Source organism: Catellatospora sichuanensis (assembly GCF_007483665.1).
GTDB classification, from domain to species: domain Bacteria; phylum Actinomycetota; class Actinomycetes; order Mycobacteriales; family Micromonosporaceae; genus Catellatospora; species Catellatospora sichuanensis.
Genome location: NZ_ML660191.1, coordinates 1 through 23,114 on the forward strand (window position 1 = coordinate 1; position 23,114 = coordinate 23,114).

The 23,114-nt window shown below is 68.7% G+C and carries 24 protein-coding genes and 1 pseudogene; 10 read left to right on the top strand and 15 right to left on the bottom strand.

All coding sequences use genetic code 11. The features are described from left to right. The 5 genes and pseudogenes from FLL47_RS12735 to FLL47_RS12750 all read right to left on the bottom strand — a co-directional run. A pseudogene (locus FLL47_RS12735) lies at positions 1-371 on the bottom strand (aminopeptidase N); the annotation flags it as partial. An 18-nt stretch (positions 372-389) separates the two neighbouring features. Then, entirely contained in the window at positions 390-1,703 is a 1,314-nt protein-coding gene (locus FLL47_RS12740) for a M16 family metallopeptidase (protein WP_144120721.1), read from the bottom strand. Between the two features lie 28 nt (positions 1,704-1,731). After that, positions 1,732-3,024, bottom strand: a complete 1,293-nt coding sequence (locus tag FLL47_RS12745; RefSeq protein ID WP_144120722.1) for a M16 family metallopeptidase — start codon at positions 3,022-3,024, stop codon at positions 1,732-1,734. A gap of 273 nt (positions 3,025-3,297) precedes the next feature. Next, positions 3,298-3,468, bottom strand: coding sequence for a hypothetical protein (locus FLL47_RS42865; RefSeq protein ID WP_186315695.1), 171 nt, complete (start codon positions 3,466-3,468; stop codon positions 3,298-3,300). Between the two features lie 83 nt (positions 3,469-3,551). Continuing rightward, on the bottom strand, positions 3,552-3,731 hold the full coding sequence (locus FLL47_RS12750; protein ID WP_144120723.1) for a hypothetical protein: 180 nt from the start codon (positions 3,729-3,731) through the stop codon (positions 3,552-3,554). 254 nt (positions 3,732-3,985) lie between these two features. Between FLL47_RS12750 and FLL47_RS44715 the strand changes: the two genes are divergently transcribed. The 7 genes from FLL47_RS44715 to FLL47_RS12775 all read left to right on the top strand — a co-directional run bounded on the left by FLL47_RS44715 (position 3,986) and on the right by FLL47_RS12775 (position 8,953). After that, on the top strand, positions 3,986-4,111 hold the full coding sequence (locus FLL47_RS44715; protein WP_281286699.1) for a hypothetical protein: 126 nt from the start codon (positions 3,986-3,988) through the stop codon (positions 4,109-4,111). Between the two features lie 28 nt (positions 4,112-4,139). Continuing rightward, positions 4,140-4,265 carry a hypothetical protein gene (locus tag FLL47_RS44720; protein ID WP_281286700.1) on the top strand — a complete coding sequence of 42 codons (126 nt, stop codon included), beginning with the start codon at positions 4,140-4,142 and terminating at the stop codon, positions 4,263-4,265. A gap of 265 nt (positions 4,266-4,530) precedes the next feature. After that, a complete protein-coding gene (locus FLL47_RS12755; protein WP_144120724.1) occupies positions 4,531-5,685 on the top strand; it encodes a 2,5-dihydroxypyridine 5,6-dioxygenase NicX family protein in 1,155 nt (384 codons plus the stop codon). Next, positions 5,682-6,500, top strand: coding sequence for a phytanoyl-CoA dioxygenase family protein (locus FLL47_RS12760; protein ID WP_144120725.1), 819 nt, complete (start codon positions 5,682-5,684; stop codon positions 6,498-6,500). Before FLL47_RS12755 ends, FLL47_RS12760 begins: the two co-directional genes overlap by 4 nt. A 49-nt stretch (positions 6,501-6,549) precedes the next feature. Further along, a complete protein-coding gene (locus FLL47_RS12765) occupies positions 6,550-7,839 on the top strand; it encodes an MFS transporter (protein ID WP_144120726.1) in 1,290 nt (429 codons plus the stop codon). After that, the gene (locus tag FLL47_RS12770) at positions 7,836-8,672 is read left to right on the top strand and encodes a methyltransferase domain-containing protein (RefSeq protein WP_144120727.1); all 837 of its coding nucleotides are present in this window, start codon (positions 7,836-7,838) and stop codon (positions 8,670-8,672) included. The genes FLL47_RS12765 and FLL47_RS12770 overlap by 4 nt, the downstream gene beginning before the upstream one ends. Positions 8,673-8,683: 11 nt before the next feature. Further along, positions 8,684-8,953, top strand: a complete 270-nt coding sequence (locus FLL47_RS12775) for a hypothetical protein (RefSeq protein WP_144120728.1) — start codon at positions 8,684-8,686, stop codon at positions 8,951-8,953. A gap of 2 nt (positions 8,954-8,955) precedes the next feature. Here the strand turns inward: FLL47_RS12775 and FLL47_RS12780 are convergent, their stop codons facing one another. The 3 genes from FLL47_RS12780 to FLL47_RS12790 all read right to left on the bottom strand — a co-directional run bounded on the left by FLL47_RS12780 (position 8,956) and on the right by FLL47_RS12790 (position 11,456). Beyond that, positions 8,956-9,954, bottom strand: a complete 999-nt coding sequence (locus FLL47_RS12780) for a LuxR C-terminal-related transcriptional regulator (protein ID WP_144120729.1) — start codon at positions 9,952-9,954, stop codon at positions 8,956-8,958. Between the two features lie 336 nt (positions 9,955-10,290). After that, complete coding sequence (locus tag FLL47_RS12785; protein ID WP_222106052.1) at positions 10,291-10,449, bottom strand: alpha/beta fold hydrolase; 159 nt, start codon at positions 10,447-10,449, stop codon at positions 10,291-10,293. Positions 10,450-10,475: 26 nt separating this feature from the next. Continuing rightward, positions 10,476-11,456, bottom strand: coding sequence for a helix-turn-helix transcriptional regulator (locus FLL47_RS12790; RefSeq protein WP_144120730.1), 981 nt, complete (start codon positions 11,454-11,456; stop codon positions 10,476-10,478). Positions 11,457-11,521: 65 nt separating this feature from the next. On the opposite strand from FLL47_RS12790, the gene FLL47_RS12795 reads away from it, so the two are divergent. From FLL47_RS12795 to FLL47_RS12805, 3 genes are all read left to right on the top strand, one after another. After that, positions 11,522-11,983: a hypothetical protein gene (locus FLL47_RS12795; protein WP_144120731.1), complete on the top strand. Its 462-nt coding sequence runs from the start codon at positions 11,522-11,524 to the stop codon at positions 11,981-11,983. Between the two features lie 99 nt (positions 11,984-12,082). Beyond that, complete coding sequence (locus FLL47_RS12800; protein WP_144120732.1) at positions 12,083-13,234, top strand: sensor histidine kinase; 1,152 nt, start codon at positions 12,083-12,085, stop codon at positions 13,232-13,234. Then, positions 13,231-13,917: a response regulator gene (locus FLL47_RS12805; protein WP_281286701.1), complete on the top strand. Its 687-nt coding sequence runs from the start codon at positions 13,231-13,233 to the stop codon at positions 13,915-13,917. The genes FLL47_RS12800 and FLL47_RS12805 overlap by 4 nt, the downstream gene beginning before the upstream one ends. On the opposite strand, the gene FLL47_RS12810 is transcribed toward FLL47_RS12805, so the two are convergent. The 7 genes from FLL47_RS12810 to FLL47_RS12840 form a co-directional block, all read right to left on the bottom strand. Then, complete coding sequence (locus FLL47_RS12810) at positions 13,914-16,463, bottom strand: ABC transporter permease (RefSeq protein ID WP_144120733.1); 2,550 nt, start codon at positions 16,461-16,463, stop codon at positions 13,914-13,916. The two genes, FLL47_RS12805 and FLL47_RS12810, sit on opposite strands and share 4 nt — an antisense overlap. Positions 16,464-16,466: 3 nt before the next feature. Continuing rightward, positions 16,467-17,225, bottom strand: a complete 759-nt coding sequence (locus FLL47_RS12815; RefSeq protein ID WP_144120734.1) for an ABC transporter ATP-binding protein — start codon at positions 17,223-17,225, stop codon at positions 16,467-16,469. A gap of 85 nt (positions 17,226-17,310) precedes the next feature. Then, entirely contained in the window at positions 17,311-18,174 is an 864-nt protein-coding gene (locus tag FLL47_RS12820; RefSeq protein WP_144120735.1) for a sugar phosphate isomerase/epimerase family protein, read from the bottom strand. A 69-nt stretch (positions 18,175-18,243) separates the two neighbouring features. Beyond that, positions 18,244-19,428, bottom strand: a complete 1,185-nt coding sequence (locus tag FLL47_RS12825; RefSeq protein WP_144120736.1) for a substrate-binding domain-containing protein — start codon at positions 19,426-19,428, stop codon at positions 18,244-18,246. 46 nt (positions 19,429-19,474) lie between these two features. Continuing rightward, positions 19,475-20,488, bottom strand: a complete 1,014-nt coding sequence (locus FLL47_RS12830) for an ABC transporter permease (RefSeq protein ID WP_144120737.1) — start codon at positions 20,486-20,488, stop codon at positions 19,475-19,477. A gap of 64 nt (positions 20,489-20,552) precedes the next feature. Beyond that, positions 20,553-21,554, bottom strand: coding sequence for an ABC transporter permease (locus FLL47_RS12835; RefSeq protein ID WP_144120738.1), 1,002 nt, complete (start codon positions 21,552-21,554; stop codon positions 20,553-20,555). Beyond that, positions 21,551-23,068: a sugar ABC transporter ATP-binding protein gene (locus FLL47_RS12840; RefSeq protein WP_246157857.1), complete on the bottom strand. Its 1,518-nt coding sequence runs from the start codon at positions 23,066-23,068 to the stop codon at positions 21,551-21,553. The genes FLL47_RS12835 and FLL47_RS12840 overlap by 4 nt, the downstream gene beginning before the upstream one ends. Positions 23,069-23,114: the final 46 nt, after the last annotated feature.

The following is a 23,114-nucleotide window of genomic DNA, read 5'->3' on the forward strand; positions in this document are numbered from 1 at the left end:
AGGTAGACCTCCTTGTCCGCGGGGTCGACCGCGCGGTGCAGGCCCTGACCCTGCTGCGAGAACGGGAACTCCGCCTCGACGACGAGCGTGTTCTGCTCGGCGAGCTGCGGCAGCACCAGACCGGTCTCGGCGGTCCAGGCGCTGGTGTCCAGTGCGGTGCCGTTCAGCTCGGCTCGCAGGATCTTGCTCGCGGCGACCTCGACGAAGGTGCCCGCCCCCGGGGTCGCGGCGGTGAACTTCACCGTCGTCACGCTGCGGAAGGTGCCGTCGCCGGGATTGCCCGCCCCGTCGGTGAGGTCCAGCGAGATGTCGTACGAGTTGACGTCCACCAGCCGGGCGCGTCCACCGGCACGTAGCTGGGTAAGCGGCATGATCGATCCTCGTCGGGTTCACAGTGGGATTGGGGCGACCGGGACGATCTTCGCTAGGTCGTCTTGAACGCGGGTGCTCGCGCCGAGTACAAGCGAGACCGCTTGTGTCGGCGCCATGTATGTTGCGGCTGCGCGGTGTACGTCGTCGACGGTGGCATCTGTCAATCGCTGCGCGTGCTCGCGCAGGTAGGGGAGGCGCAACCCGGATCCGGCGAACTTGATCGCCAGCCCCGCGATGCCCGCCTGAGTCGACATGCCCAGCAGCAGCGAGCCGAGGGCATACTGGCGAGCCTGCTCCAGTTCCTCTTTGCGGGGTGGAATGGTGGCGAGCCGTCCCAGTTCATACAGGGTCTCGACTAGCACAGGAGCAGTGACCTCGGTCGCCATCTCAGCCGTCAGCAGCATCAAGGAGCCGGCTGGGTTGTGTTCGATGGATGAATGAGGGCTGTAGGCGTACCCCATGGTCTCGCGAATGTTCTCCACCCAACGGGAAGGGAAGTACCCACCGAAAATGAGGTTTGCCAGTTGCAGCGGTGCGTTGTCCGGGCTGTCGCGGGTCGCGGCTGGCAACGCCATACGCAGCGACGACTGGACTGCGTTCGGCCGGTCGACAAGAGTCAGCGGGCCAGGAATTAGTGGTGGCGTTGGGGGCAGGATGCCAGCGGGACCGCGGCCGGACCACGAACTCAGCCGCCGCACGGCGGCGTCGACCGCGTGATCGGGATCGAAGTCGCCGACCAGCACGAGGGTCGCGCCGTGCGGCCGCACGCGCTTGGCGTGTAGCCGTCGGAGCTGGTCGACGTGGACCTCACGCACCTTGGCTGCATCCGGTGTTGGAATCGCATAGGGATGGGTGCCGTAAATCTGGCGATGAAGGGCGGCGCGCGCAAGAAAGCTTGGCTGACTTCGGGCTATGCGGATGCGTTCGGCGAGCCGCTCGCGTTCGCGGGCGACCTCGGTGAGTGGGTAGGCCGCGCTGTTGAGCACCTCGGCGAGTAGCTCGAGCATCCGATCCAGACCCGAGAACAGGCAGTTTCCGCTGATCTGTAGGCGATCGGGGTCGAGGCTCGCGCCCAGGGTGCCGCCGACAGTCTGCAACTCAGTGGCGATTTCGCCAATGGACCTCTTATCAGACCCGGCGAACAGGGTCTGCGTCAGTACGGACCCTACGGCAAGATCATCACCAGCGAAAGGCATATGCAGGCGTAGCTCGACCAACGGAACGGTACGTCGAGCGATAGCGATCACGGTCAGACCGTTGGACAAGATGCGCTCGGCTTGCGGCAGGATCCTGAGGGGGCGGCTAGGGGCTAGATCCGGAAGGCGTCTCATGTCGATGTCCTGGGCTTCCTGCTGAATCTCACCGGCTGATCTGCGGACGCACCGCGATGGAGGCTCGGCTGTGGGGAGGAAACAGAGCGGCGGCGCTTTGTACGTCCTCGACCGTAACGGCACCAATCAGTTGGGGAAGATCGTTGATAAGTCCGGGGTTGGCCCGCTGCAGCTCCAGCACCCCCATACGCACCGCGCGACTAATGACGGCATCAGTGCTGCGCAGCAGGTTGGTGGCGATTCGATTGCTGATACGAGTCAGCTCACTGTTGGTCAGGCCATCCATCGCGAGCCGCGTGAGCTCCTCGTCGATGACGTTCAGCACCTCCTCCGCCGACTCGTCCGGGTTGAGGTATGCCTGCAACACCAGGGCGGTGGGGTGCCGTACGTCGAACGGGTCACCCATGAAGCCCAGGTAGCCGCCGACGCTGGAGACCATGCGCTCCTTGCGGACCAGTCGCCGGACCAGCCGGGAGGCCTCCCCGTCGGTCAGGACCTCTGCCAGCACCACGCAGGCCAGGTATTGGCCGAACTGCCCGATGGGGTCGGGAACCCGCCAGGCCGCAGCGACGGCGGGCGCCGGCGCCAACTGGTCCACGTAGTCGGTGTGGTTTGCGTTTGTCGGATCCGGCTCGGCAAATAGCGACCGTGCAGCTGCCGGCCGGGCCGGTATCGCGCCGAAGTGTTTTTCCACCAGAGTCTGGGCCTCGTCGGTGTCGAAGTCCCCGGCGATGCTCAGCACAGCGTTTCCCGACGCATAGAAGCGCTGGAAGAACTCGGTGGCGTCCTCGACAGTGGCCGCCTCCAGGTCTGCGAACGATCCGTAGCCGTCATGCGCATTGGGAAACGTGTCGAAGAGAACTGGCGGCAGTTTCAACCAGGGAAAACCACCGTAGGGGCGGTTTAGGACATTGACTCTGATCTCCTCCTTGACCACGTCGATCTGATTGCGCAGGTTCTCCTCGGTCAGCAGCGGGGCACCCATGCGGTCGGCTTCCAGAAACATCATGCGTTCGAGCGCATTGCTGGGCACCGTCTGGAAATAGTCGGTGTAATCGAGGTGAGTGGATCCGTTGAAAGTTCCCCCGGCACCCTGTACGTACCGGAAGTGAGCCAATTTCTCGAGATTGGCAGAGCCTTGGAACATGAGGTGCTCGAACAGGTGCGCAAATCCGGTCCGGCCCGGAGGTTCGGAGCGGACGCCGACGTCGTACACGACCGCGACACCCACCAAGGGGACACTGGCATCGCGGTTGAGAACCACCCGCAAGCCATTGGCAAGGGTGAACCGCTCGATGTGATAGTCGGTGCGTGGGATCATGACCTGGACTCCTTGCTCATTTCGGTGATGCGGTCCAGGTCGGTGCCGCATCCGGGCGCTGAAGCGCAGCCTGGTCGATGTCAGGAGGGTGCGTTGCCCTGATCGGATCGTCAGGTCGGAGTTGCTGGGCCGCAACTCTGCCGGTCGGCAGGTGCAAGCCGGCGGATTGTCAGAGGTCGGGCCGAAGCCGAAGCCGAAAGCTCATGCCTTGTGAGCTGGGGATTGCCGCGAGATCGGGTCCACGCGCAGCTCGTTTCAATCCGGCATCGCAGCTCACGCAGAAAGCGTGGGTTTCGTGGTGACGTAGGTGCACACCCCGTTGGAACCGAATGTGGAAGCGTCGAACTCTGGCCCCACGGTCGTCACGACAGGAGATCCGTGGGGAGCGCCTGGAACAGAGATGTGGGTGATGCCATCGTTCAGGTCCGTATCGTTGGTTTTCATCGATGTTCCTCCGCGTTGTCGTGTTCTGGTCTGCTGACCTACGGTTGCGGGTCGGGTTATCCCGTTCGGATCTCGCGACTGGGTCAGTCCCAGCCGAAGCTGTCGTCGTCAGCGGGTTCGCCGTCCCAGCCGAAGCTGTCATCGCCGGTCGCAGTGACCGAAGCCGGCGCCTCGGCGACCGCGATGTCGGAGGCCCATGCCATGCCAATAGGAATGATGCCGAGAATCGCGGCAAGGACCATTGCTTGCGTGAGATTGCGCATTTGCTTCGCTCCATTTCTCGTTTCCGGTCTCATCCTGGGCTTGTGAGAAAGTTTCTACCGCGCTCCACGACGTCAAGTCCATGCGTTTGGAATGGACTGATAAGGCAAACGCCGAAATAGGCCGTCGAGCCGGGACGTGGCCGGTTCCGTCCATATGCGGCGCTGGCCTAAAGTGCCCACTTCTGCCGCCGCATTCGATCGTGCATGCTCGATCTCGGCAGCAATCGGCTGGCAAGGATCACATGGAGGAAGACATGGCCGCAGAAGAGGTCGAGAAGCTCATCGCGAAGATGGCTGCGGTGGAGCCGCCGGCGGAGGATGGCGAGAAGGACGAGTCCCTGATCCAGTGGACGATCGCGTACACGACCTACCGCAACTGAGCCGCGAAGATCACCCGAAGGAGGAGTCATGGCTGCAGAAGAGGTTGAGAAGCTCATCGCGAAGATGGCTGCGGTGGAGCCGCCGGCGGAGGATGGCGAGAAGGACGAGTCCCTGATCCAGTGGACGATCTCGTACACGACCTACCGCAACTGAGCTCCACGGTGAGGGTTGGCGACGGCGATTAAGGCCGGAACAGATATTGGAAAAACTCTGATCCTCCTGAATGGCTGTGCCAACTGAGGGCGCTCTTCCCGGGCAGACGCGTCGTGACGTATCTGCATCGGGAGGAGCGCCCTAACATGTTCGGCACGATTCGTCCCGCGGCCGAGCAGAAACGTTTTGAGCGCGCAAGTTACATGAATATACGGCTACTACTGAGACTAATGGTTGTACGGCTATCCGAGACTAGGAGACAGCGATGACGATGCAGGAACTCGATGCGGGCGTCGTTAGCGGAGTGGACACGCTCCTGGACGACTACATTCAGATCAATCCCACCGATACATTCGTCCTGGCGTACACGCCAGACAGCCGGGAGGCCGCAGCGTGGCTCGCCGTGGCACTCAAGCATCGAGGTTTCAGCGCCGCGATCGTGGCGATGAGGCCCTTGAAGGACGCCACCTTCGGCGAACGCTTCCAGCAGGCGCTGCCTGACCCGGACGCACTGGCCGGCCGCCTGGTGGTGGTGACACTCGAGCGTGACACCATGTCGCATTTCAACGTGTTCGAGTCGGTGTTGCGCCAGGTGGGCAACGACCGGTGCATGATCCTGCGCATCATCAGTGCGGGAAGGGACTTCTTCACCCGGGCGCTCAACGTGACCCCCCAGCAGCTGTCCGCTTTGAACGCCACGCTGTTGCACCGGATTCAGCCGGTCACGAAGATCAGGGTGACGTCGAAGAGTGGCACCGACCTGGCCATCCAGATCGACTCGGAGAAGTTCCAGTGGGTCAGTAACCGGGGCATGTGGCGTCCGGGCGGCTTCACCATTCTGCCAGCGGGTGAGATTGCGACCTACCCCGCCCGCGTCGACGGCGTACTCGTTGCCGATGGCGCTTTCAACGCAAACATCATCACCCCGCTCAACGCCAGCCTGGCTGCCAACCCGGTTCGCATCGAGATCGTCGACAGCAAGGCGGTGAGCTTGTCCTGCGCCGACGCCGACCTGCAGAACATGTTCCAGTTGTGCCTGGACAGTCCCAACGGCCGCAACGTTGGTGAGCTGGGGCTGGGCACCAACCACGGCATCACGGAGTTCATTGCCACCAACTCGCACATCAATGAGCGGCGCTGCGGCGTGCACCTCGGGTTCGGGCAGCACAACCAGAGCCTGACGCGGGTTCCGTACGTGGCGGACGTGCATCTGGACCTGATCACCGACGGGGCCCTGGTCTACGTCGACGACGACCCGGAGCCCATCGATCTGTCGCACGTGGTGCCACTGGACGTGCCGCACCCGGTCGACGCGCTCGACGAGGACATCACGGGTGACTGCTGTGGGCTCGGTTACGGGCAGCTGGAGGCTCTGGCAGCGTGCCCGGTACCCGGCAGTGTTGCGAGGGTGGGGCAATGACTGCAGCCACCAGCCTGGCCGACGAGTTCGCCGCGCATGGCTACGTTGTCCTACGCGGTGTCCTGAATGCCGACGAGGTCCGTACGGCTCGGGCATTGTGCAAACAGCACCTGGCCGTGGCAGGCGTTCAGGAGATGATGACCTGCGATTTCCTGGCGAATGAGTTCCTGGCCGGAATAGCACTGCGGCCTCTGGTTCTCGACACCGTCGCGCAGTTGGTAGGCCCACAGGTCGTCATGTATCCCAACTGCACCGCCCGCATGAATGTCTACGTGCCGTGGCACGTGGACACAACGTTCGTCGGGGCCGATACCGAGTACGTATGGGCGCCCGGGTTCGTGCACGTGCAGGCCGGTCTGTACCTGCAGGACAACGGACCGGCGACCGGCGGGGGCATCGACGTGATCCGCGGTTCACACCTGATGTCCTTTGACGGTTACGGCAGGATCCCCGCCGACTTCAGCGCGGCGTCTCGCACGCTGGGCCGCAGCGTCTTGCGCGAGACGGTCGATACCAGGGCGGGTGACATGATTCTTTGGCACGGTCGGCTGATGCACTCCAGTACTGAGGGACACGCGGCGCCTGAAGACGAGAAGTTCGGCGCGTTCTTCAGCTACGGACGCAAGGAATTGCAGGAAAACCACCGATTCCTGTGTCGGATCGCCCGAGACTCGGTGCGGACGATGAACGGCGTATCAGCACGCATCCCTCGGCTCACGGAGATCGCCGCGATGACTTACCCCGGCAGCTTTCCAGAGTGGTTCGTCAAGCAGGCCAGCGCTGCTGGAGTCGAGATCGTCACTCTGCTGCCGTAGATGTGAGCCTCGGAGAACACGAACCTCTCGATCGAAAGGCGAAGTGCCCATGACCGCGATAATTGCCGACAAAACCACGCCGCAGCCAGGAGGCGGACTCCGCGGCGCCAGTTTCCGCGCGCTGTGGGCCGCTGTCAGCACTTCGCAGGTGGGCTCCACCGTGACCGCAGTGCTCATCCCACTGATCGCGGTGGTCAACCTGGGCGCATCCGCCAGTGACATGGGATGGCTGGTGGCCGTGGGCATGACCCCAGCCATGCTGGTCCGGCTGCCTGTCGCCGCCTGGTCGGATGCATGGCGAGGCAGTCGGGTTGCGCTCATGGTCGTCTGCAATATCGTTCAGGCGGCCGTCATAGGGCTTATCCCGTTGCTGTGGTGGCAGAACGTACTGACCTTCCCGATTCTTATCAGCTTGGTCGGCGTCGCCTCCCTGTTGACCGGCCTCTACGCTTCGCTGTCCAGCCCCGTACTTGTCGAGGTGGTCGCCAGGGAACACCTCGTCAGCGCCAACGGAAAGATCAACGCAAGCAGGAGCGTGGCTGATGTCACTGGGCCGGCGATCGGCAGTGCCCTGCTGACGTTCCTGGCGGCGCCGCTGGTGGTGCTGATCGACTCGCTGTCCTTCCTGCTATCGGCATTGTTGCTAGGCCGGGTCCGGGTGAGGAAGGGAGCTGAGGAGGCGACGGCGCCGCAAGGCCCCGCAGCCGGGTCGCGCAGTGCGTGGCGCGACACGACCAGCCTGGCCCACCGCCTACTTCAGTGCTCTGGAGTGCAGGCGATGCTGGTGGTGGCCTTCGTCAACGGCATTGTAGACACGGTGCTGGTCCTGTTCATGGTCGACGTGCTGAAGCTGCCATCGCCCTTGATCGGGTTGCTGCTGGGCTTGGGGGCGGTCGGTGGCATCGCCGGCGGCATGTTGGTAGGCCGGGTCCTGAACCGTTATGGGCCCGGTCTGACCCTGGTAGCCGGCGTGGTGAGTACGGTGTTCTCCCTGTCACTGCTGCCGTTCGGCGTGGCCGGAGTCTTCGGCGCTGCTGGCGTCGTGGTGTTTGAACTCGCTGGCAGCTTCGGCGGGACACTCATGATTGCCACCGTGTTCGGGACTCTCCAAGGCGCCGCGCCCGATGGCAAGGTCGCGCGCGTCATGGCCCTGGCGGGCATGTCGTTGCAGGTTGCTGGGCTGGTCGGGGTTACGGTCGGCGGCGTTCTCGGCACGGTCCTGGGGTTGCGGCCCACTCTCGTGGGCGCATTGGCACTGCTGGTGCTTGCGCTCACACCTCAAATACTCCGTTGGCATGCCGCGGGCTGGAGCATCGATACAGAAAAGGAAATATCATGACGAATACATGGATGGGGCCAGATTCAAGCAAGCTACTGGAGGCATACGACCGCCATAACAAGGGCGTACTAGGTCAGCTGCGCCAGCGGTTGCTGACACGTGGGCTGTCACTGCACATGCCGACAACTCCGCAGCGTGTCGTCGATGTCGGGGGAGGCGAGGGCTACCAGGCGATCAACCTGGCGCGCCAGGGGCACGATGTGGTGCTACTCGACCCCGATCCGAAGATGTTGGCAGCTGCCGAACAGCGGCTGCAAGCGGAAGCCGAATCGGTCCGCAGCCGAGTCGAGTTGGTACTCGGCTTTGGCGAGCAGGGCGTGGACCTGCTCGGCGAGGGGCGTTTCGACCTGGTCTGCTGCCACGGCATCCTGATGTACGTCGACGACCCCGTCGCGCTGTTGAACAGTGTGGTCGCTCTCGCCCGCCCCGCTGGGCTGCTGTCCGTTCTCGGCCTGAATCGGGAAGCCTCAGCGATGCGTCCTGGCCTGGCCGGACGCTGGACAGATGCCATCGGAGCGCTGGCCACCGGCCTCGACGCCGGCGGCAACAACCTCGATAACCGGCCCGACAAACGCAGCGATGTCGAACTGCTCCTGACCGCCGCCGACGCCGCTGTGCTCGACTGGTACGGAATCAGGGTCTTCTCCGACAATCTAGGAGACACCCCTCCCGGCCTCGACTTCGAAGAACTAGCCGAACTGGAGTGGCTTGTCGGCGCCCAGGACCCTTACCGAAGCATCGCGCGGCTGTTCCACATCGTTGCCCGCCGTGGCTCCGTGGTGGGCGGACAGCACGCGAAGGTGCCTTGGACTGGATGTGCAGCACAAGGCTGATAGGAGTGGATGTGTACCTTGTAATGGTTGCAGTCGATACTCCTGGCTGGCGTGTGGACGTCGGCGAACTTCGCCGCGCGCTGCATGACAGTTCGGCGGTGACCGACAGGTTGCAGCACGCTTATCTGGACGTCGAGGACGAACAGGCGGTGTTCTCGCTCTACCTGCAGGGTGCGGACTTGCAGGACGCCACGACACTGGCGGACCAACTTTGCCGCCGAACCATGGCTGCGGTCGCCCCTTCCGGACAATGGTCGGTGTCGTCGACCCGCACACTCTGACTTCAGCTGAGGTCGTCCTCATCGATCAAGCCTCGAGCAACCGCACGCGCCCCCGCCTGGAAGCGACTCTTCGCGTCCAGGCGGGCTATCAGCTCGGAAGATATCCGTCGGGCCGTCCGTGCGGAGGTGCCCAAACGGCGAGCGATCATCTCATCGGTATGACCTTCGGCGAGAAGCTTGAGCACCTGCTCCTCTTGAGGTGAAAGCGCTTCACCATCACGCCGGCGCCCTGTCCCCAGTGGAGTAGCTGTCCGCCAGACGCTCTGGAACAGTGCCACTAATGCGGTGAGAAGGCCGCTTCCCGAGACCGCCAACGCCACAGCCCCGCTGCGATCGGTGTCGACCGGGACCACGGCAATCTTGCGATCCACGATGACCATACGCAGCGGGAGCGTGGGCGCCGTGCGGACCTCACTGCCCAATTCACCCAGCCACATCGCATAATCCAAGGTCGCTGAGTCGTTGCGGACGCTGTCCAGGTAGATCGTGCGAAGTCGAACCCCGCGATCGATGGCTTCAGCGTCGACCGCCCGGCTTGCGCTCAGGCTCTCCGAGGACTGGGCTCCACCAGGGGCGAACGAAGATGCTTCCCACTCGCAGGTCCCGGCAAGTTCTGTCAGCTTCCCTCGGATGGCATCGATCCCCTCCAGCCGCTCCACGCCGAGGCCAGGTGTATTCGGCTGCATCTCGGCATGCATGGTGATCAGAGTGTTGATCGCCGCCTTGCGCTCCTCATACTTTTGCTGCCGCCTAGCCAGTTCCGCCTGTTCCCGCGCCAAGAGGGCGGTCAGGCTCTCGGGGCTGACCGGGCGCAAGAGCTGTGGATCTGATACCGGAGCACGGGCAAGCGACATCTTGGCGAGTTCATCCAGTGCCTCGCGTACCTTCTCTTCCGTCATACCCAGCAGTTTCGCCACGTTGGGAAGATTGGCATCCGGCGACTTGAGTAGGGCAAGATAGACGGTCTGCGCTTCCTCGCTCAGACCCAACGCCTCGAACACGTAGATCCCCCGCCGAAACGATCTAGTGAAGCTAGAACCATATCGTCACATCGCGATGCGAGTCAATGTTTGCGGCCGCTTTGCATCGGATGTGGTAGATGCGATCCGCTTTGAGGTCCTGAACGCGGTCACGAGATCGCGCTGGCTGGCCTCGAGTCGCGATCCTCGACGAGGACAAGCTCCCGACTGCGCCCCGAGGCGCCGGAGTGCGCGTCGCCGGTGCGACGGCCTTTGCGTACCGGTGATGCCCGTGCCACCACTCAACCGGTTCTTGGCTCGCCGCATCGTCAGACGGGATTGTGCGGAGCACCGGAATGGTCATGAGGCCTGGTAACGCTAGCTGTGGCCCCTTGCGTGGACGCGGCCGAGAAAGTCGCGCATCAGCGGGACCACCTCGTCGAGGTGGGTCTCCAGCAGCCAGTGACCGCCGCCCAGCACGTGCAGCTCAGCCTCGGGCAGGTCGCGAAGGTATGCCCGTGCGGCGCCCTCCGGCATGTAGCCGTCGTGAGGTCCCCACAGGATCAACGTCGGTGGCCGGTGCTGACGGAGGTACGCAGGTACGTGCGGGCCAGTTCCGCGACGGTGGCGGCGATACGCCCGCGCAACGCCGCCGGTTCCAGCACCTCGACCTGCGCGCCCAACCGCAGGAACTGCATCTCGGCGTGGCTGTCGGTCTCGATCGGCACGCGCGCCAGGATCCAGCCGTCGGGCTGTCGCTCGCCCGCCGCCACGGCGTCGACGACGGCGTGGCCCATCAGGTGCGGCAGCAGCTCCAGCGCTTCGGGGGAGAAACGCGCCAGCGCCTCGCCCCGGACCAGCCGGGCGCGGAAGTCGGCGATGTGCTCGTGCCAGTGCGCGACCAGGTCGAACCCGTCCGGCCAGGCGAACTCCTCCGGCAGCACGGTCAGTTCGCGGATCTGGCTGACCCGGAACGTGCGCAGGCCTCGCGCGGCGCGGGCCACCAGATACCACTTGCCCGCTTTGAGGACCAGCCCGTACGGCTCCAGCCGGTGCTCGGCGGGGCCGGTCCAGTTCTCGTAGCGGACGGCCAGGGCGTGCTGGCGCCATACCGCATCGGCGAGCGCGGCGAGGTGTTCGGAGCTGTCGCGGTCGGCGTACCAGCCGGGGGTGTCGAGGTGGAAGCGCTGCCGCATGCGGGCGGTGCGCTCGCGCAGCGCGTCCGGTAGCGCGGCGGCGAGTTTGAGCTGTGCGGCGGCCACCGCCTCGGCCAGGCCCAGGTCCGCGGCGACCCCGGGCAGCTCGGCCAGCACGAGGCCGCGGGCCTCGGCGGCGGTGAGCCCGGTCAGCTGGGTGCGGTAGCCGTCGATCAGGCCGTAGCCGGTCGCGTCGCCGTAGACGGGGATGCCGGCGGTGCCCAGCGCCTGCATGTCCCGGTAGATGGTGCGGGCCGACACCTCCAGCTCGGCGGCCAGCTGGTGCGCGGTCTGCCGGCCGCGGCTCTGCAGCAGCAGGACGATGGAGAGCAGTCGGTCGGCACGCATGTCCGCCAAGTCTGCCGCCGGGCACTGACACAACGTGTCAGGGGTACGGAATTAGCGTCCTGCGCATGACGAACACAGATTTCGACTTCCTCGCCGGCACGTGGGACAGCCGCCAGCGCCGCCTGGTCAAGGCGCTGGCCGGTCAGGACGAGTGGTACGAGTTCGACGCGACCCTCGACTGCCAGGTGCTGCTCGACGGCACCGGCGTCTTCGACGTGCTCCGAGCCCCGGAGCGCGGCTTCGAGGGCCTGACGCTGCGGCTGTTCAACCCTGATGAGCAGGTGTGGCGCATCTGGTGGGCGTCGAAGATCAGCGGCGGCATGCTCGACGTGCCGGTGGTCGGCCGCTTCGAGGACGGCGTCGGCACGTTCGAGTGCGACGACGTGTGGGAGGGCACCCCGATCCGGGTCCGCTACCGCTGGACGCAGACCGACACCGAACATCCCCGCTGGGAGCAGGCCTTCTCCACCGACGACGGGGCCACCTGGGAGGTCAACTGGACGGCCGACTTCACCCGCCGCGCCTGACCCGTGCCGCCCGGTCCTTGCGGCGATGATCACCGTCCCGGGTCGGAGGCCCTGGTCTGACCAGATCTCCGACCCGGGGACGGCGGCTACTCTGGGCGCGTGCCTGCTGTCCTGTGGACCCGCCGCGCGCTCGCGTTCGACCTGCTGGTCGGGTTCGGCGTGCTCGGCCTGACCCTGCTGGAGATCCGCAACCCGCTGTCACCGCCCAGCCTCATGTGGCTCGGCGCCGTGATGTCGGCCGCGATCGTGCTGCGGCGGCGGCTGCCGCTGACCGCGCTGGCGGTGGTCTCGACCGCGGCCCTGGCGCAGGTGGTGTTCTACGCGCCGGAGAACCACCCGCTGCCGTTCGACCTGGCGGTCCTGGCGGGCATGTACGCCGTGGTCAAGTACGGCCGCAGGATGTGGCACGGCTATCTGGCCGCGGCCGTGATCGCGCTCGGCGTCGCGGTCGTGGTGGTCCGCCAAGGCGACGTGACGCGGTGGTGGGCGCTCGCGTTGTGGTACGTCGGGGTGTGCGGCGGGGTGTGGCTGATGGCGTACACGATGCGCCAGCGGCGTATCTATGTCGCCGGGCTGGAGGAGCGGGCGGCGACGCTGGAACGCGAACGCGGGCACCTGGCCCGGATCGCGGTCGCCGACGAGCGCGCCGCGATCGCCCGCGAGCTGCACGACGTGGTCGCGCACAGCCTCGCCGTCATGATCGTGCAGGCCGACGGGGGCCGCTACGCCTTCGACGCCGATCCGGGCAAAGCCCGTGAAGCGCTGGCGACGGTCGCGGCGACCGGCCGCGACGCGCTGGAGGACATGCGCCTGCTGGTCGGCGTGCTGCGCGGGGCGGGCCCGGAGGCCGAGCCGGAGTCCCGTCGGCGGGTCACCCTGGCCGAGATCGACGCCCTGGTCGACGGGGCCCGGTCGGCCGGGTTGGCGGTGACCGTCGACGCGCGCCTGCCGCAGACCGTGGCCCCCGCCGTCGAGCTGGCGGTCTACCGCATCACCCAGGAGGCGCTGACCAACGTGCTGCGTCACGCGGGCCCCGGCGCGGCGGTGACGCTGTCGCTGATAGAGCAGGGCGGTGCCGTGGCGGTGTCCGTGGACGACGACGGCGGCGCCCGCCCGCACGTGCCCGCCGCGCGCGAGGCCGGGCACGGCCTGACCGGGATGCGCGAGCGGGTGGCCGTGCACGGCGGGGTGCTGACGGCCGGGCCGCGGCCCGGGGGCGGCTGGAGCCTGCGGGCGGAGGTACCGCTGTGAGGGTCCTCATCGTCGACGACCAGCCCCTGGTCCGCGCCGGGCTGGAGATGATCCTGTCGTCGCAGCCGGACATGACCGTGGCCGGGCAGGCCGGCGACGGCGCCGAGGCGGTCCGCCTGGTCGGCGACCTCGCCGGGACGGCGGCCGCCGTCGACGTGGTGGTCATGGACATCCGGATGCCGATCATGGACGGGGTGGAGGCCACCCGGCTGCTGAGCGCCGCCGGGCCGACCCCGCGGGTGATCGTGCTGACGACGTTCGACGCCGACGCGGACGCGTTCGCGGCGCTGCAGGCGGGCGCGAGCGGGTTCCTGCTCAAGAACGCCCCGCCCGAGGAACTGCTCGCCGCCGTGCGCGCGGTCGCCGGCGGCGACGCGGTGGTCGCGCCGCGGGTGACACGGCGGCTGCTGGAGCACTTCGCCGGCCGGTTCGTTCCGCCGCCCGCGCAGGACTCCCGGGTGGCCGCGCTGACCGACCGCGAGCGCGAGGTCGTGCTCGCGGTGGCCGCGGGGCTGTCCAACGCGGAGATCGCCACGGAGCTGGTCGTGGCGGAGGCGACGGTGAAGACGCACGTGGGACGGATCCTGACGAAATTGGGCCTGCGGGACCGGGTCCAGGTCGTCGTGTTCGCCTACGAGACCGGCCTGGTGCGCCCGGGTCCGGGCGCACCAGGCGGGCGCTAGAGGTCGGCCATCGCCGCCACGATCGAGGCCTTCGCCGCGCGCCGGGCGGGCAGGACCGCGGCCGCCGCAGCCGCCGCGGCGGCGAGCGCGACGAGCCCGGCCAGCCAGTCCCACGGCACGACGACGATCGGTCCGATGGCGCCGAACTGGGCGACGACGATCAGCGGGCCGTAGATCAGCCCGAAACCGATGCCGATCACGGCGCCCACGACGCCCATCAGCAGCGCCTCGATGAGCAGGGTGCCGCGTAGCTGGGCACGGGTCAGGCCGATGGCACGCATGGTCGCCGACTCGCGGGTGCGTTCGACGACCGACAGCGAGAGCGTGTTGGCGATGCCGAACAGCGCGATGAGCACCGCGATGCCCAGCAGCCCGGCGAACAGGCCGAGCAGGGCGTTGATCTGCGTGTTCAGGTCGCTGGTCAGGTCGGCGATGCTGTTGATCTCCATCAGCGGGTAGGCCGTGGCGACCTGTTCCAGGGCGTCGCGCGAGCTGGCAGCGCTGACCTGCGGGGCGGCCTTGGCCAGGACGACGGTGTCGTCGCCGGGGCCGGCCAGGTCGGTGAACCGGTCCCAGGAGACCAGCGCGTCGATCTGCTCGATGCCGGGGATCGACAGCGGCGCGGTGCCGGCCACCGTCAGGGTCTGCGTCCGCGGGCCGACGGTGACGGTGACGGAGTCGCCGACGCGCAGGTGCTGCGTGACGCGGTTCGCACTGGAGACGACGACGGTGCCCGCGGCGAGGGTGTGCGTGCCGGTGGCCGTCGCGGGTGTGATCAGCGTGCCGTATGCCGACGGGTCGACGGCGGCGATGACCGCGCGGGCGCCGTCCAGCTGCGCCTTGCCCTCCCGCGCCTGCGCGACCCCGCTGAACTCGGGCCGGGCGCGCAACTGCTGGGCGAATCCGGCCGGGATGGCGGCCTGGCGGGCGTTGTCGTAGCGGACCCCGGCCATGGCGTAGTCGACGGGGTAGTGGCCCACCAGCTGGTCCTCGGCGGTGGCCTTGAGGCTGCCCAGCAGGACGCTGCACAGCGCTATCAGGCCGATACCGATCATCAGGGTGGCGGTGGTGGTCGCGGTGCGTCCGGGATTGCGCCGGGCGTTGGCGACGGCGACCTTCGCGGGCGTCCCGAGCGCGGCCGCCACGGGCAGGCCGACGGCGGCGGTGACCGCGCCGATGTACAGCGGGGCGGCGATCAGCACGCCGAGGAACGCCAGCACACCCCCGCCGACGATGGTGAACGTCGCGGCCTGCGAGTCGCTCATGCCCGCACCGACGACCGTGACGGCGGTCCCGGCACCCACGGCCAGCAGCGCCGCGACCGCGCGGACGATACGCCGGCCGCGACCGGTGACCCCGGCGTTGGGCAGCACCCGCAGCGCCGCCAGCGGCGAGGTGCGGGTGGCCCGCAGCGCCGGCAGCAGCGCGGCCACCACGGTCACGCCGAGCCCGATGCCGAGCCCGGCGAGCACCGGCCCGGTGCCGACCACGACCGCGTGCGCGGGCAGATTCGCGTGCACGGCGTCGTTGAGCAGCCCGAACAGCGCGTGGGCGACGCCGATGCCGAACAGGATTCCGCCCGCCGCGCCGACCGTGCCGATCAGGGCGGCCTCGGCCAGCGTCGCGGTGAACACCTGCCTGCGGGTCGCGCCCAGGCAGCGCAGCAGCGCGGTCTCCCGGATGCGCTGCGCCAGCAGGATCGCGAACGTGTTGTAGATGACGAACGCCGCCACGACCAGCGAGATCGCGCCGAAGAGGAGCAGCGCGGAGGTGAACTCCGTCGCGACGGACGTCGCCTCGTCGGCGAGGTCGGTGCGGCGCTGGTCGCCGGTGTACACCCGCGGCCCGGACCCCAGCGCGGCCTGGACCTGCCGGGCCAGGGCGTCCTGCGCGACGCCGTCGGCCGCGGTCACCGTGATCTCGTCATAGCCGTGTACCCCGGTGAGGGTGGCCAGCTGCGTCGCGGGCAGGCCGACCACGGTCGAGCCGGAGTAGGTCATCGACACCCCGAAGTCGATGAGCCCGACCAGCGTGTACGAGTGCCGGGCCCCGGCGGCGTCGACCACGACGACGGTGTCGCCGGTACGGTAACGCTGGTGCGACGCGGTGTCGGTGTCCAGCACCGCCTCGCCCGGCTGCGCGGGCACCCGGCCGTCGATGTCGAACGGCCGGGTGCGCGGATCACCATCGGTGGACACCCCGACCCCGACCCGGCTGAAGTTCGTGATCGGCCGCCCGGCGGGGTCCAGCAGCGCCAGCGGCCCGCTGGAGCGCCCGTCGGCGCCGGCCACGCCCGGCACGGCCCGTACGGCGGCCAGCTGGGCATCGGTGAGCAGGCCCGGCTGCCCGCCGGAGCCGGTCGGGGCCAGCACGGCGACGTCGACGTTCTGGGCGAGCCGGGCGAAGGTGTCGTAGAAACCGGCCCGGGCGGTGTCGCCGAAGATCAGCGTGCCGGCGACGAAGCCGACGCCGAGCACGACCGCGATCAAGGTGGCCATCATCCGCCGGGTGTGGGCGCGCAGGCCCGCCAGGACTGTCCGCAGCACCGCTCACGCTCCCAGATTCTTGAGCGCGTCGAGCACGCTGTCGGCGGTCGGGTCGGCGAGGTCCCCGGCGAGCCGGCCGTCGGCGAGCAGCACGACCCGGTCGGCGAACGCGGCGGCGTTGGGGTCGTGGGTGACCATGACGACGGTCTGGCCCAGCTCGCGCACGCTGTGCCGCAGGAAGCCGAGCACCTGCTGCCCGGCGCGGGAGTCGAGGTTGCCGGTGGGCTCGTCGGCGAAGATCACATCAGGTCGGGGCAGCATCGCCCGCGCGCACGCCACGCGCTGCTGCTGGCCGCCGGACAGCTGGCTGGGCGTGTGCCCGAGGCGGTCGGCCAGTCCGAGCACCTCGACCACCGTCGCCTCCCACGCCGGGTCGGCGCGCCGGCCGGCCAGGTCGAGCGGCAGCAGCATGTTCTGCCGGGCGGTGAGCGTCGGCAGCAGGTTGAACTGCTGGAACACGAACCCGATCCGGGTACGCCGGAGCCGGGTCAGCGACGTGTCGTCCAGGCCGGTCAGGTCGGTGGCCGCACCGGCGGCGTCGAACAGGCGCACCGTGCCGGCGGTGACCGTGTCGAGGCCGGCCGCGCAGTGCATCAGCGTCGACTTGCCGGAGCCCGACGGGCCCATGATCGCGGTGAAGCGGCCGGCGTCGAAGGTGACGCTGACGTCGTCGAGGGCGGTGACGGCGGTGTCGCCGCTGCCGTAGACCTTGGTGAGGCCGGTGACCGCCACCGCCGGGCGGGTGATCGTCGCGGATGTCATGGTTGTCGACCGTAGGCGGGTGTGCGTGGGCCCACATCCGCAGCGAGGACGTACCGCTCGTACGACCTGAGGCGTACGGGTGGGGTCAGGGCTGCAGGGCGGCGGTGACCTGACGGAGGTAGGCGAGGCCGCTGGTGGCGAGCTCGTCCTGGGTGGGAGCCAGCGGGCGCCAGATGGCGGCGGCGACCGCGATGGCCTCGTTCTCGCCGGTGAACGACTCGATGCAGATCGGGCCGCGGTATCCGGTGCCGGCCAGCGCGCCGAGCCAGCGCGGCCAGTCGAGGTGGTCGCGGCCGGGCGCGCCGCGGTCGCTGCCGGAGACCTGCACGTGCACGATGCGCGGCCCGGCCAGGGTGACCGCGGCGTACGGATCGGACTCCTCGATGTTCATGTGGTAGCTGTCGAGCATGATGCCGACGTTGCCGGGCAGGCCGTCGATCGCCTCCAGGGTCTGCGCCATGGTGTTGACGACCGAGGTCTCGTACCGGTTGAGCGCCTCGATGCCGACGGCGACGCCCCGCTCGGCGGCGTACTCGGCGACCGGCTCCAATGCCGAGCGCAGCTGCCGGTAGCAGTCCACCCGCTCGTCGGCCGACATGCGCCAGAGCCGCCCGACGGCCGCGTAGACGGGACCGCACACGCTGGGCGCGCTGAGCACGGCGGCCGCGTCGACCAGCCCGCGCAGGTAGTCCTGCGAGCTGCGTACCGTCGCGGCGTCGGTGCAGACCAGGTCGCGGCCGGGCGGGGTGACCGCGAGCACCGCGGCGGCGGCCAGGCCGTGTTCGGCGAGCAGGTCGCGGACCAGGCCGGGGGACCAGTCGCCCGGGTTCTCCACGGGGATCTCGATCGCGTCGAAGCCCCAGGCCGCGATGCGGGGGACGAGCTCACGCAGCGCGCGGTCGTCGACGGGGGAGGTCCAGATCCACGGGTTGGCGCCGACGGCGAACACAGCACACCTCTTTCGCTGGTGAAGGCGGCCGCCCCGGGAGGAGGGCGGCCGCCGCGGTGACGCAGGGAGTTACTTGCCGCCCCAGTCCTTGGGGTAGCCGGGCAGGGTGGCGCAGCCGCACATGGCGTAGTGCAGCGGCGGCATGTCCGCCTGCACGTACTGGCCCAGGTTGTCCTGGGTGATGGTGGGCTGGGGCAGCTTCCAGGGGCTGGCCACGGCCTCGCCGTTGAGGATCTTCAGCGCGGCGATGACCGGGGTGCGCCACTGGTAGGTGGGGTAGGTCGGGGCGATCGCGGTGAGCTTCTTGTCCTGCCACATCTTGAGGAAGTCCTGCTGGTCCTCGCCGACGATGGCCGGGAACGGCTTGCCCGCGTCCTCGAACGCCTCGGCCGCGGCGACGGCGGTGGCGCCGGCGTCCATCCAGATGCCGTCGATGTCGCCGAAGCGCTGGATGTAGTTGCTGACGATGGTCTTGGTCTTGGCCGCGTCGCCGTCGGTGAACTCGACGCCGACGACGTCCAGGTCGGACTTGTCGAAGACGACCTTCGCCGCGCCCCAGCGGGCTTCGAGCACGTCGACGCCGGGCAGGATGCGCAGCGCGAGGATCTTGCCCTTCGGCTTGACCTTCTCGACGAGGAACTCCGCGCCGGTCGCGCCGAACGCGTACCCGCCGATGGGGTTGATGAAGGTGACCGGGCACTTGGTGTTGACGCCGCGGTCGAACACGATGACCGGCACCTTCGCGCAGGCCTGCTCGACCGCGGGGGTCAGCGTCGCGGTGGTGTTGGGGGAGACGATCAGGGCGTCGCAGCCCTTGCCGAGCAGGTCGGTGATGTCGGAGATCTGCTTGTCGTCCTTGCTCTCCGCGTCGGCCACGGTGAACGTCTTGATCTCCGGGTGCAGCTTGACCTCGGCCTGCATGTTCTTGAAGCCGACCTGCCGCCACGGGTTGCCGACGCCTGCGTTGGAGAAGCACAGGTGGTACGGGCCGGCCTTCTTGTACTTGGCGGTCTCCACGGTCTTCGGGTCGAGCGCCTGCTCCCACGGCTTGTCCGCGGGGCCGGTGGCGGACTTGGTGCGCAGCGCCAGCTCGTTGTCGTGGTCGGCCTGGACGAAGAACTTCGACGTCTCGCCGGTGCCGGCCCCGCTGGGTCCGGCGCTCGGCGACGCGCCGGGCACGTCGCTGGTGCAGCCGACCACGCCCACCGCCACGGCGGTGCACACGGCCAGCAGGAAGGGTGTGCTTCTCCTCATGCGCGTTCCTCTCGGTTCGGTTTCAGGGCGGTTCAGGTACAGCGGTTCAGGTACGGCGGCGCAGCGTGCCGACGGCGACGGCCGCGAGGATGATCAGGCCTTGCACGGCGGAGCTGAGCGCGCCGGATACGCCGAGCAGGTTGAGCAGGGTGAGCAGGGTCTGCAGGGTGAGCGCGCCGAGCATGGCCCCGGCGACCGAGCCGCGCCCGCCGCCGAGCACCACCCCGCCCAGCACGACCGCGGTGATGGCGGTGAACTCCAGCCCTTGCCCGACCTGGAAGGACACCCCGCCGAAGCCGCCGAGCAGGATCGCCGCGACGGCCGCGGCCAGTCCGCTGGCCAGGAACGCGATGGTGCGCACCCGGGCGGTGCGGGCCCCGGTGACCCGGGCCGCGCGCGGGTTGTCGCCGACGGCGAGCAGCACCTTGCCGAAGTCCGACCGCATCGCCAGCACGGCGAGGACCGCGACACCGGCCAGGACCAGCACCGCGTACGGCAGCTGCCCCAGCACCGGCACACCGTCGATGCCGCGGCGGCCGAACAGCCGGAACTCCTCCGACAGCGCGCCGCGCGGTGAGCCGCCGGTCCAGGTGTAGACCGCGCCGACGAGCACCAGGTACATGCCGAGCGTGGTGATGAACGAGGGCACCTGCAGCAGCGTGGTGACCACGCCGTTGACCAGGCCGATCAGCAGGCCGAAGCCGAGCAGCAGCGCGATGACGGGCCAGGTCGCGTTCGGGTCGCCGTCGATGAGCCGGGCGGCGATGACGACCTCGGCGGTGACCAGTGAGCCGACGGACAGGTCGAAGTCGCCCGCGACGATGACGAAGTACTGCCCGGCGGCCAGGATGATCAGCGGGGCGGCGCGTTTGAGGAACGCGAGCAGCACGGGCGGGTCGTAGAAGTCGGGCTGGCGGATGCCGACCGCGATCAGCAGCAGTACCAGGATGATCAGCACGGGCCGGATGCTGCCCGGGCCCCAGCCGCTGCGGCCGCCGCCGCCGAGTCCGGACGGGACGGCGGGAGCGGAGCCGGTCGGTGTCGCCAGGTCGGTGCTCATGCCTGCTCCTCGCTGCGCTCGTCGGCGGAATCATCAGGCCTGCTGATTCGCTCGCTGCGCTCGCTCATGCCACCGCCGCCTTCCGCCGGTCGGAGGTGCGGCGCAGGCGCAGCGCGTACACCGCGACCGCGGCGACGATGACCACGCCGCGCACCATCTGCTTGAAGAAGGAGTCGACCTCGAGCTGGTTGAACACGCCGTCGATGACGGCCAGCAGCAGCACCCCGCCGACGGTGCCGGTGACCCCGCCCCGGCCGCCGGCCAGCACCGTGCCGCCGAGCACGACGGCGGCGATCGACTCCAGGTCGTAGCCGCCCTCCGCGCCGACCCGCGGCGCGCCCGCGCCCAGGCGACTGGCCAGGTAGAGCCCGGCGATCCCGGCGCACAGCGAGCAGATGACGTGGGTGCGGATCAGCACCCGGTCGGTGCGCACCCCGGACAGCCGGGCGACGTCGAGGTCGCCGCCGGTCGCGATCAGGTGGTGGCCGTAGCGGGTGCTGCGCAGGGTGAACCAGATGGCGGCGGCCACGGCGGCGAACAGCAGGAACGACAGCGGCACCGGGCCGAGGCGGTCGTAGCCGAGGTGCTGGAACGAGGTCGGCACGCTGCCCGCCGGTCCGGCGTACCCCTGTTCGAGGTAGCCCTTGATGAGCAGGCCGACGCCGAGCGTGGCGATGAACGCGTTGATCCGCAGCTTGGTGATGAGCAGGCCGTTGAGCAGCCCGATCGCGGCGGACACGGCCAGCACGGCGAGGATGGCCGGGAGCACCATGCCGTCGGATCCGGCCATCGTCTCGGCGGCGACCAGCGAGGTCAGACTGATCACGTACGCCACGGACAGGTCGAGCGAGCCCGCGAGGATGGCGATGGTCTGCCCGACCGCGACGATGCCGAGCCCGGCCGCCCGTTGCAGCAGGCTGATCATGCTGGACTCGGTGAACAGCGAGCCGCCGTCGAGGGCGACCAGTGTGCCGCCGACGATCAGCGCCACAGCGAGGGCCGGCCACACGCCGTTGGTCGCGTCGAGCTGCGGCAGCCGCAGTCGGCGCACCGTGTCCGTGCTCATGCCGGCACCTCCGTGCTCGTGGTGGCCCCGGTGGCCAGGCCCATCACGGCCTCCTCACTCGACCCGGCGGGCAGTTCGCCCGCGATGGCGCCGTCGCGCATGACGACGATGCGGTCGCTCATCCCGATCAGCTCGGGCAGCTCCGACGAGATCATCAGGACTGCCGCGCCGTCGGCGGCGAGTTGGCGGATCAGATCGTGGATGGCGGCTTTCGCGCCGACGTCGATACCGCGGGTGGGCTCGTCGAACAGCAGCACCCGCGGTTTCATCGCCAGCCAGCGGGCCAGGATCACCTTCTGCTGGTTGCCGCCGGACAGGTAGCGGATCTCCTGCTCGGTGCCCGCGGCGTGCACCTCGACGGCGTCCAGCAACTCGCGCACGGTGGTGGTCCGGTTCGTGCGGCCGAACCAGCGCGGCCGCACGGAACGCTGCGCCAGCAGCGCGTTGTCGAGCACCGACTGACTGAGCGCCAGGCCTTCGCCCTTGCGGTCCTCGGTGACGTACGCAATGCCCGCCCGCACGGCCTGGCGCGGTGAGCGCACCCGCACCGGCACCCCGTCGAGCAGCAGTTGCCCCGTGCGGAAGCCGTCGATGCCGAACACGGCGCGCGCCAGCGCGGAGCGGCCCGAACCCTGCAGGCCGCCGACGCCGAGCACTTCGCCCGACCTCAGTTCCAGGTCGACCGGGCGCAGTCGGCCGTTGCCCGCGGCGGACAGCTGGAGCCGGGACGCACCGGCACTGCCGGGGGCAGCGCGCTCGGGGAAGTAGTGCGACAGCTCGCGGCCGACCATGTGCCGCACCAGGGTGTCCGCGGTCGCCTCGGCGGTGTCCAGGGTGGTCACCCGGCGGCCGTCCTTGAGCACGGTGATCCGGCCGGACAGGTCGAAGACCTCGGCGAGCCGGTGCGAGACGTAGAGGATGCCGATGCCGCGCTGCTGCAGCCGCCGGACCAGCGCGTAGAGCAGCTCGACCTCGTGGTCGGCCAGGGAGGCGGTGGGCTCGTCCATGATGAGCACCCGCGCGTCCAGGGCGAGCGCCTTGACGATCTCGACGACCTGCTGCTGGGCGACGCTGAGGCGGCCGACCCTGGTCTGCGGCGCGATCGTGGCCTCGCCGATGCCCGCCAGCAGTTCGGCGGTGCGGGACTGCATGGCCCGGCGGTCGACCAGCCCGCGGCGCATCGGCTCGCGGCCGAGGAACACGTTCTCGGCGACGGTGCGCTCCGGGAGCAGGTTGAACTCCTGGTGGATGATGCCGATCCCGGCGGTCTGCGCGGCCCGCGGGTCCGGCAGCGCCACCGGCCGGCCGGACAGCTCCAGGGAGCCGGAATCGGGCTGGTACACCCCACTGGCGATCTTCATGAGGGTGGACTTGCCGGCGCCGTTCTCGCCGACCAGCGCGTGCACCTGTCCGGAGTGGAGGTCGAGGTCGACGTCGTCGAGCACGCGCACCCCGAAGAACGCCTTGCCGACGCCCCGCATCCGCAGCAGGGGCTGCTCGCTGTCTGGCTGCACCGCACCTCCTCGATCAGTTCGGGTTGAGGCCGGAGGCTTCCGCACT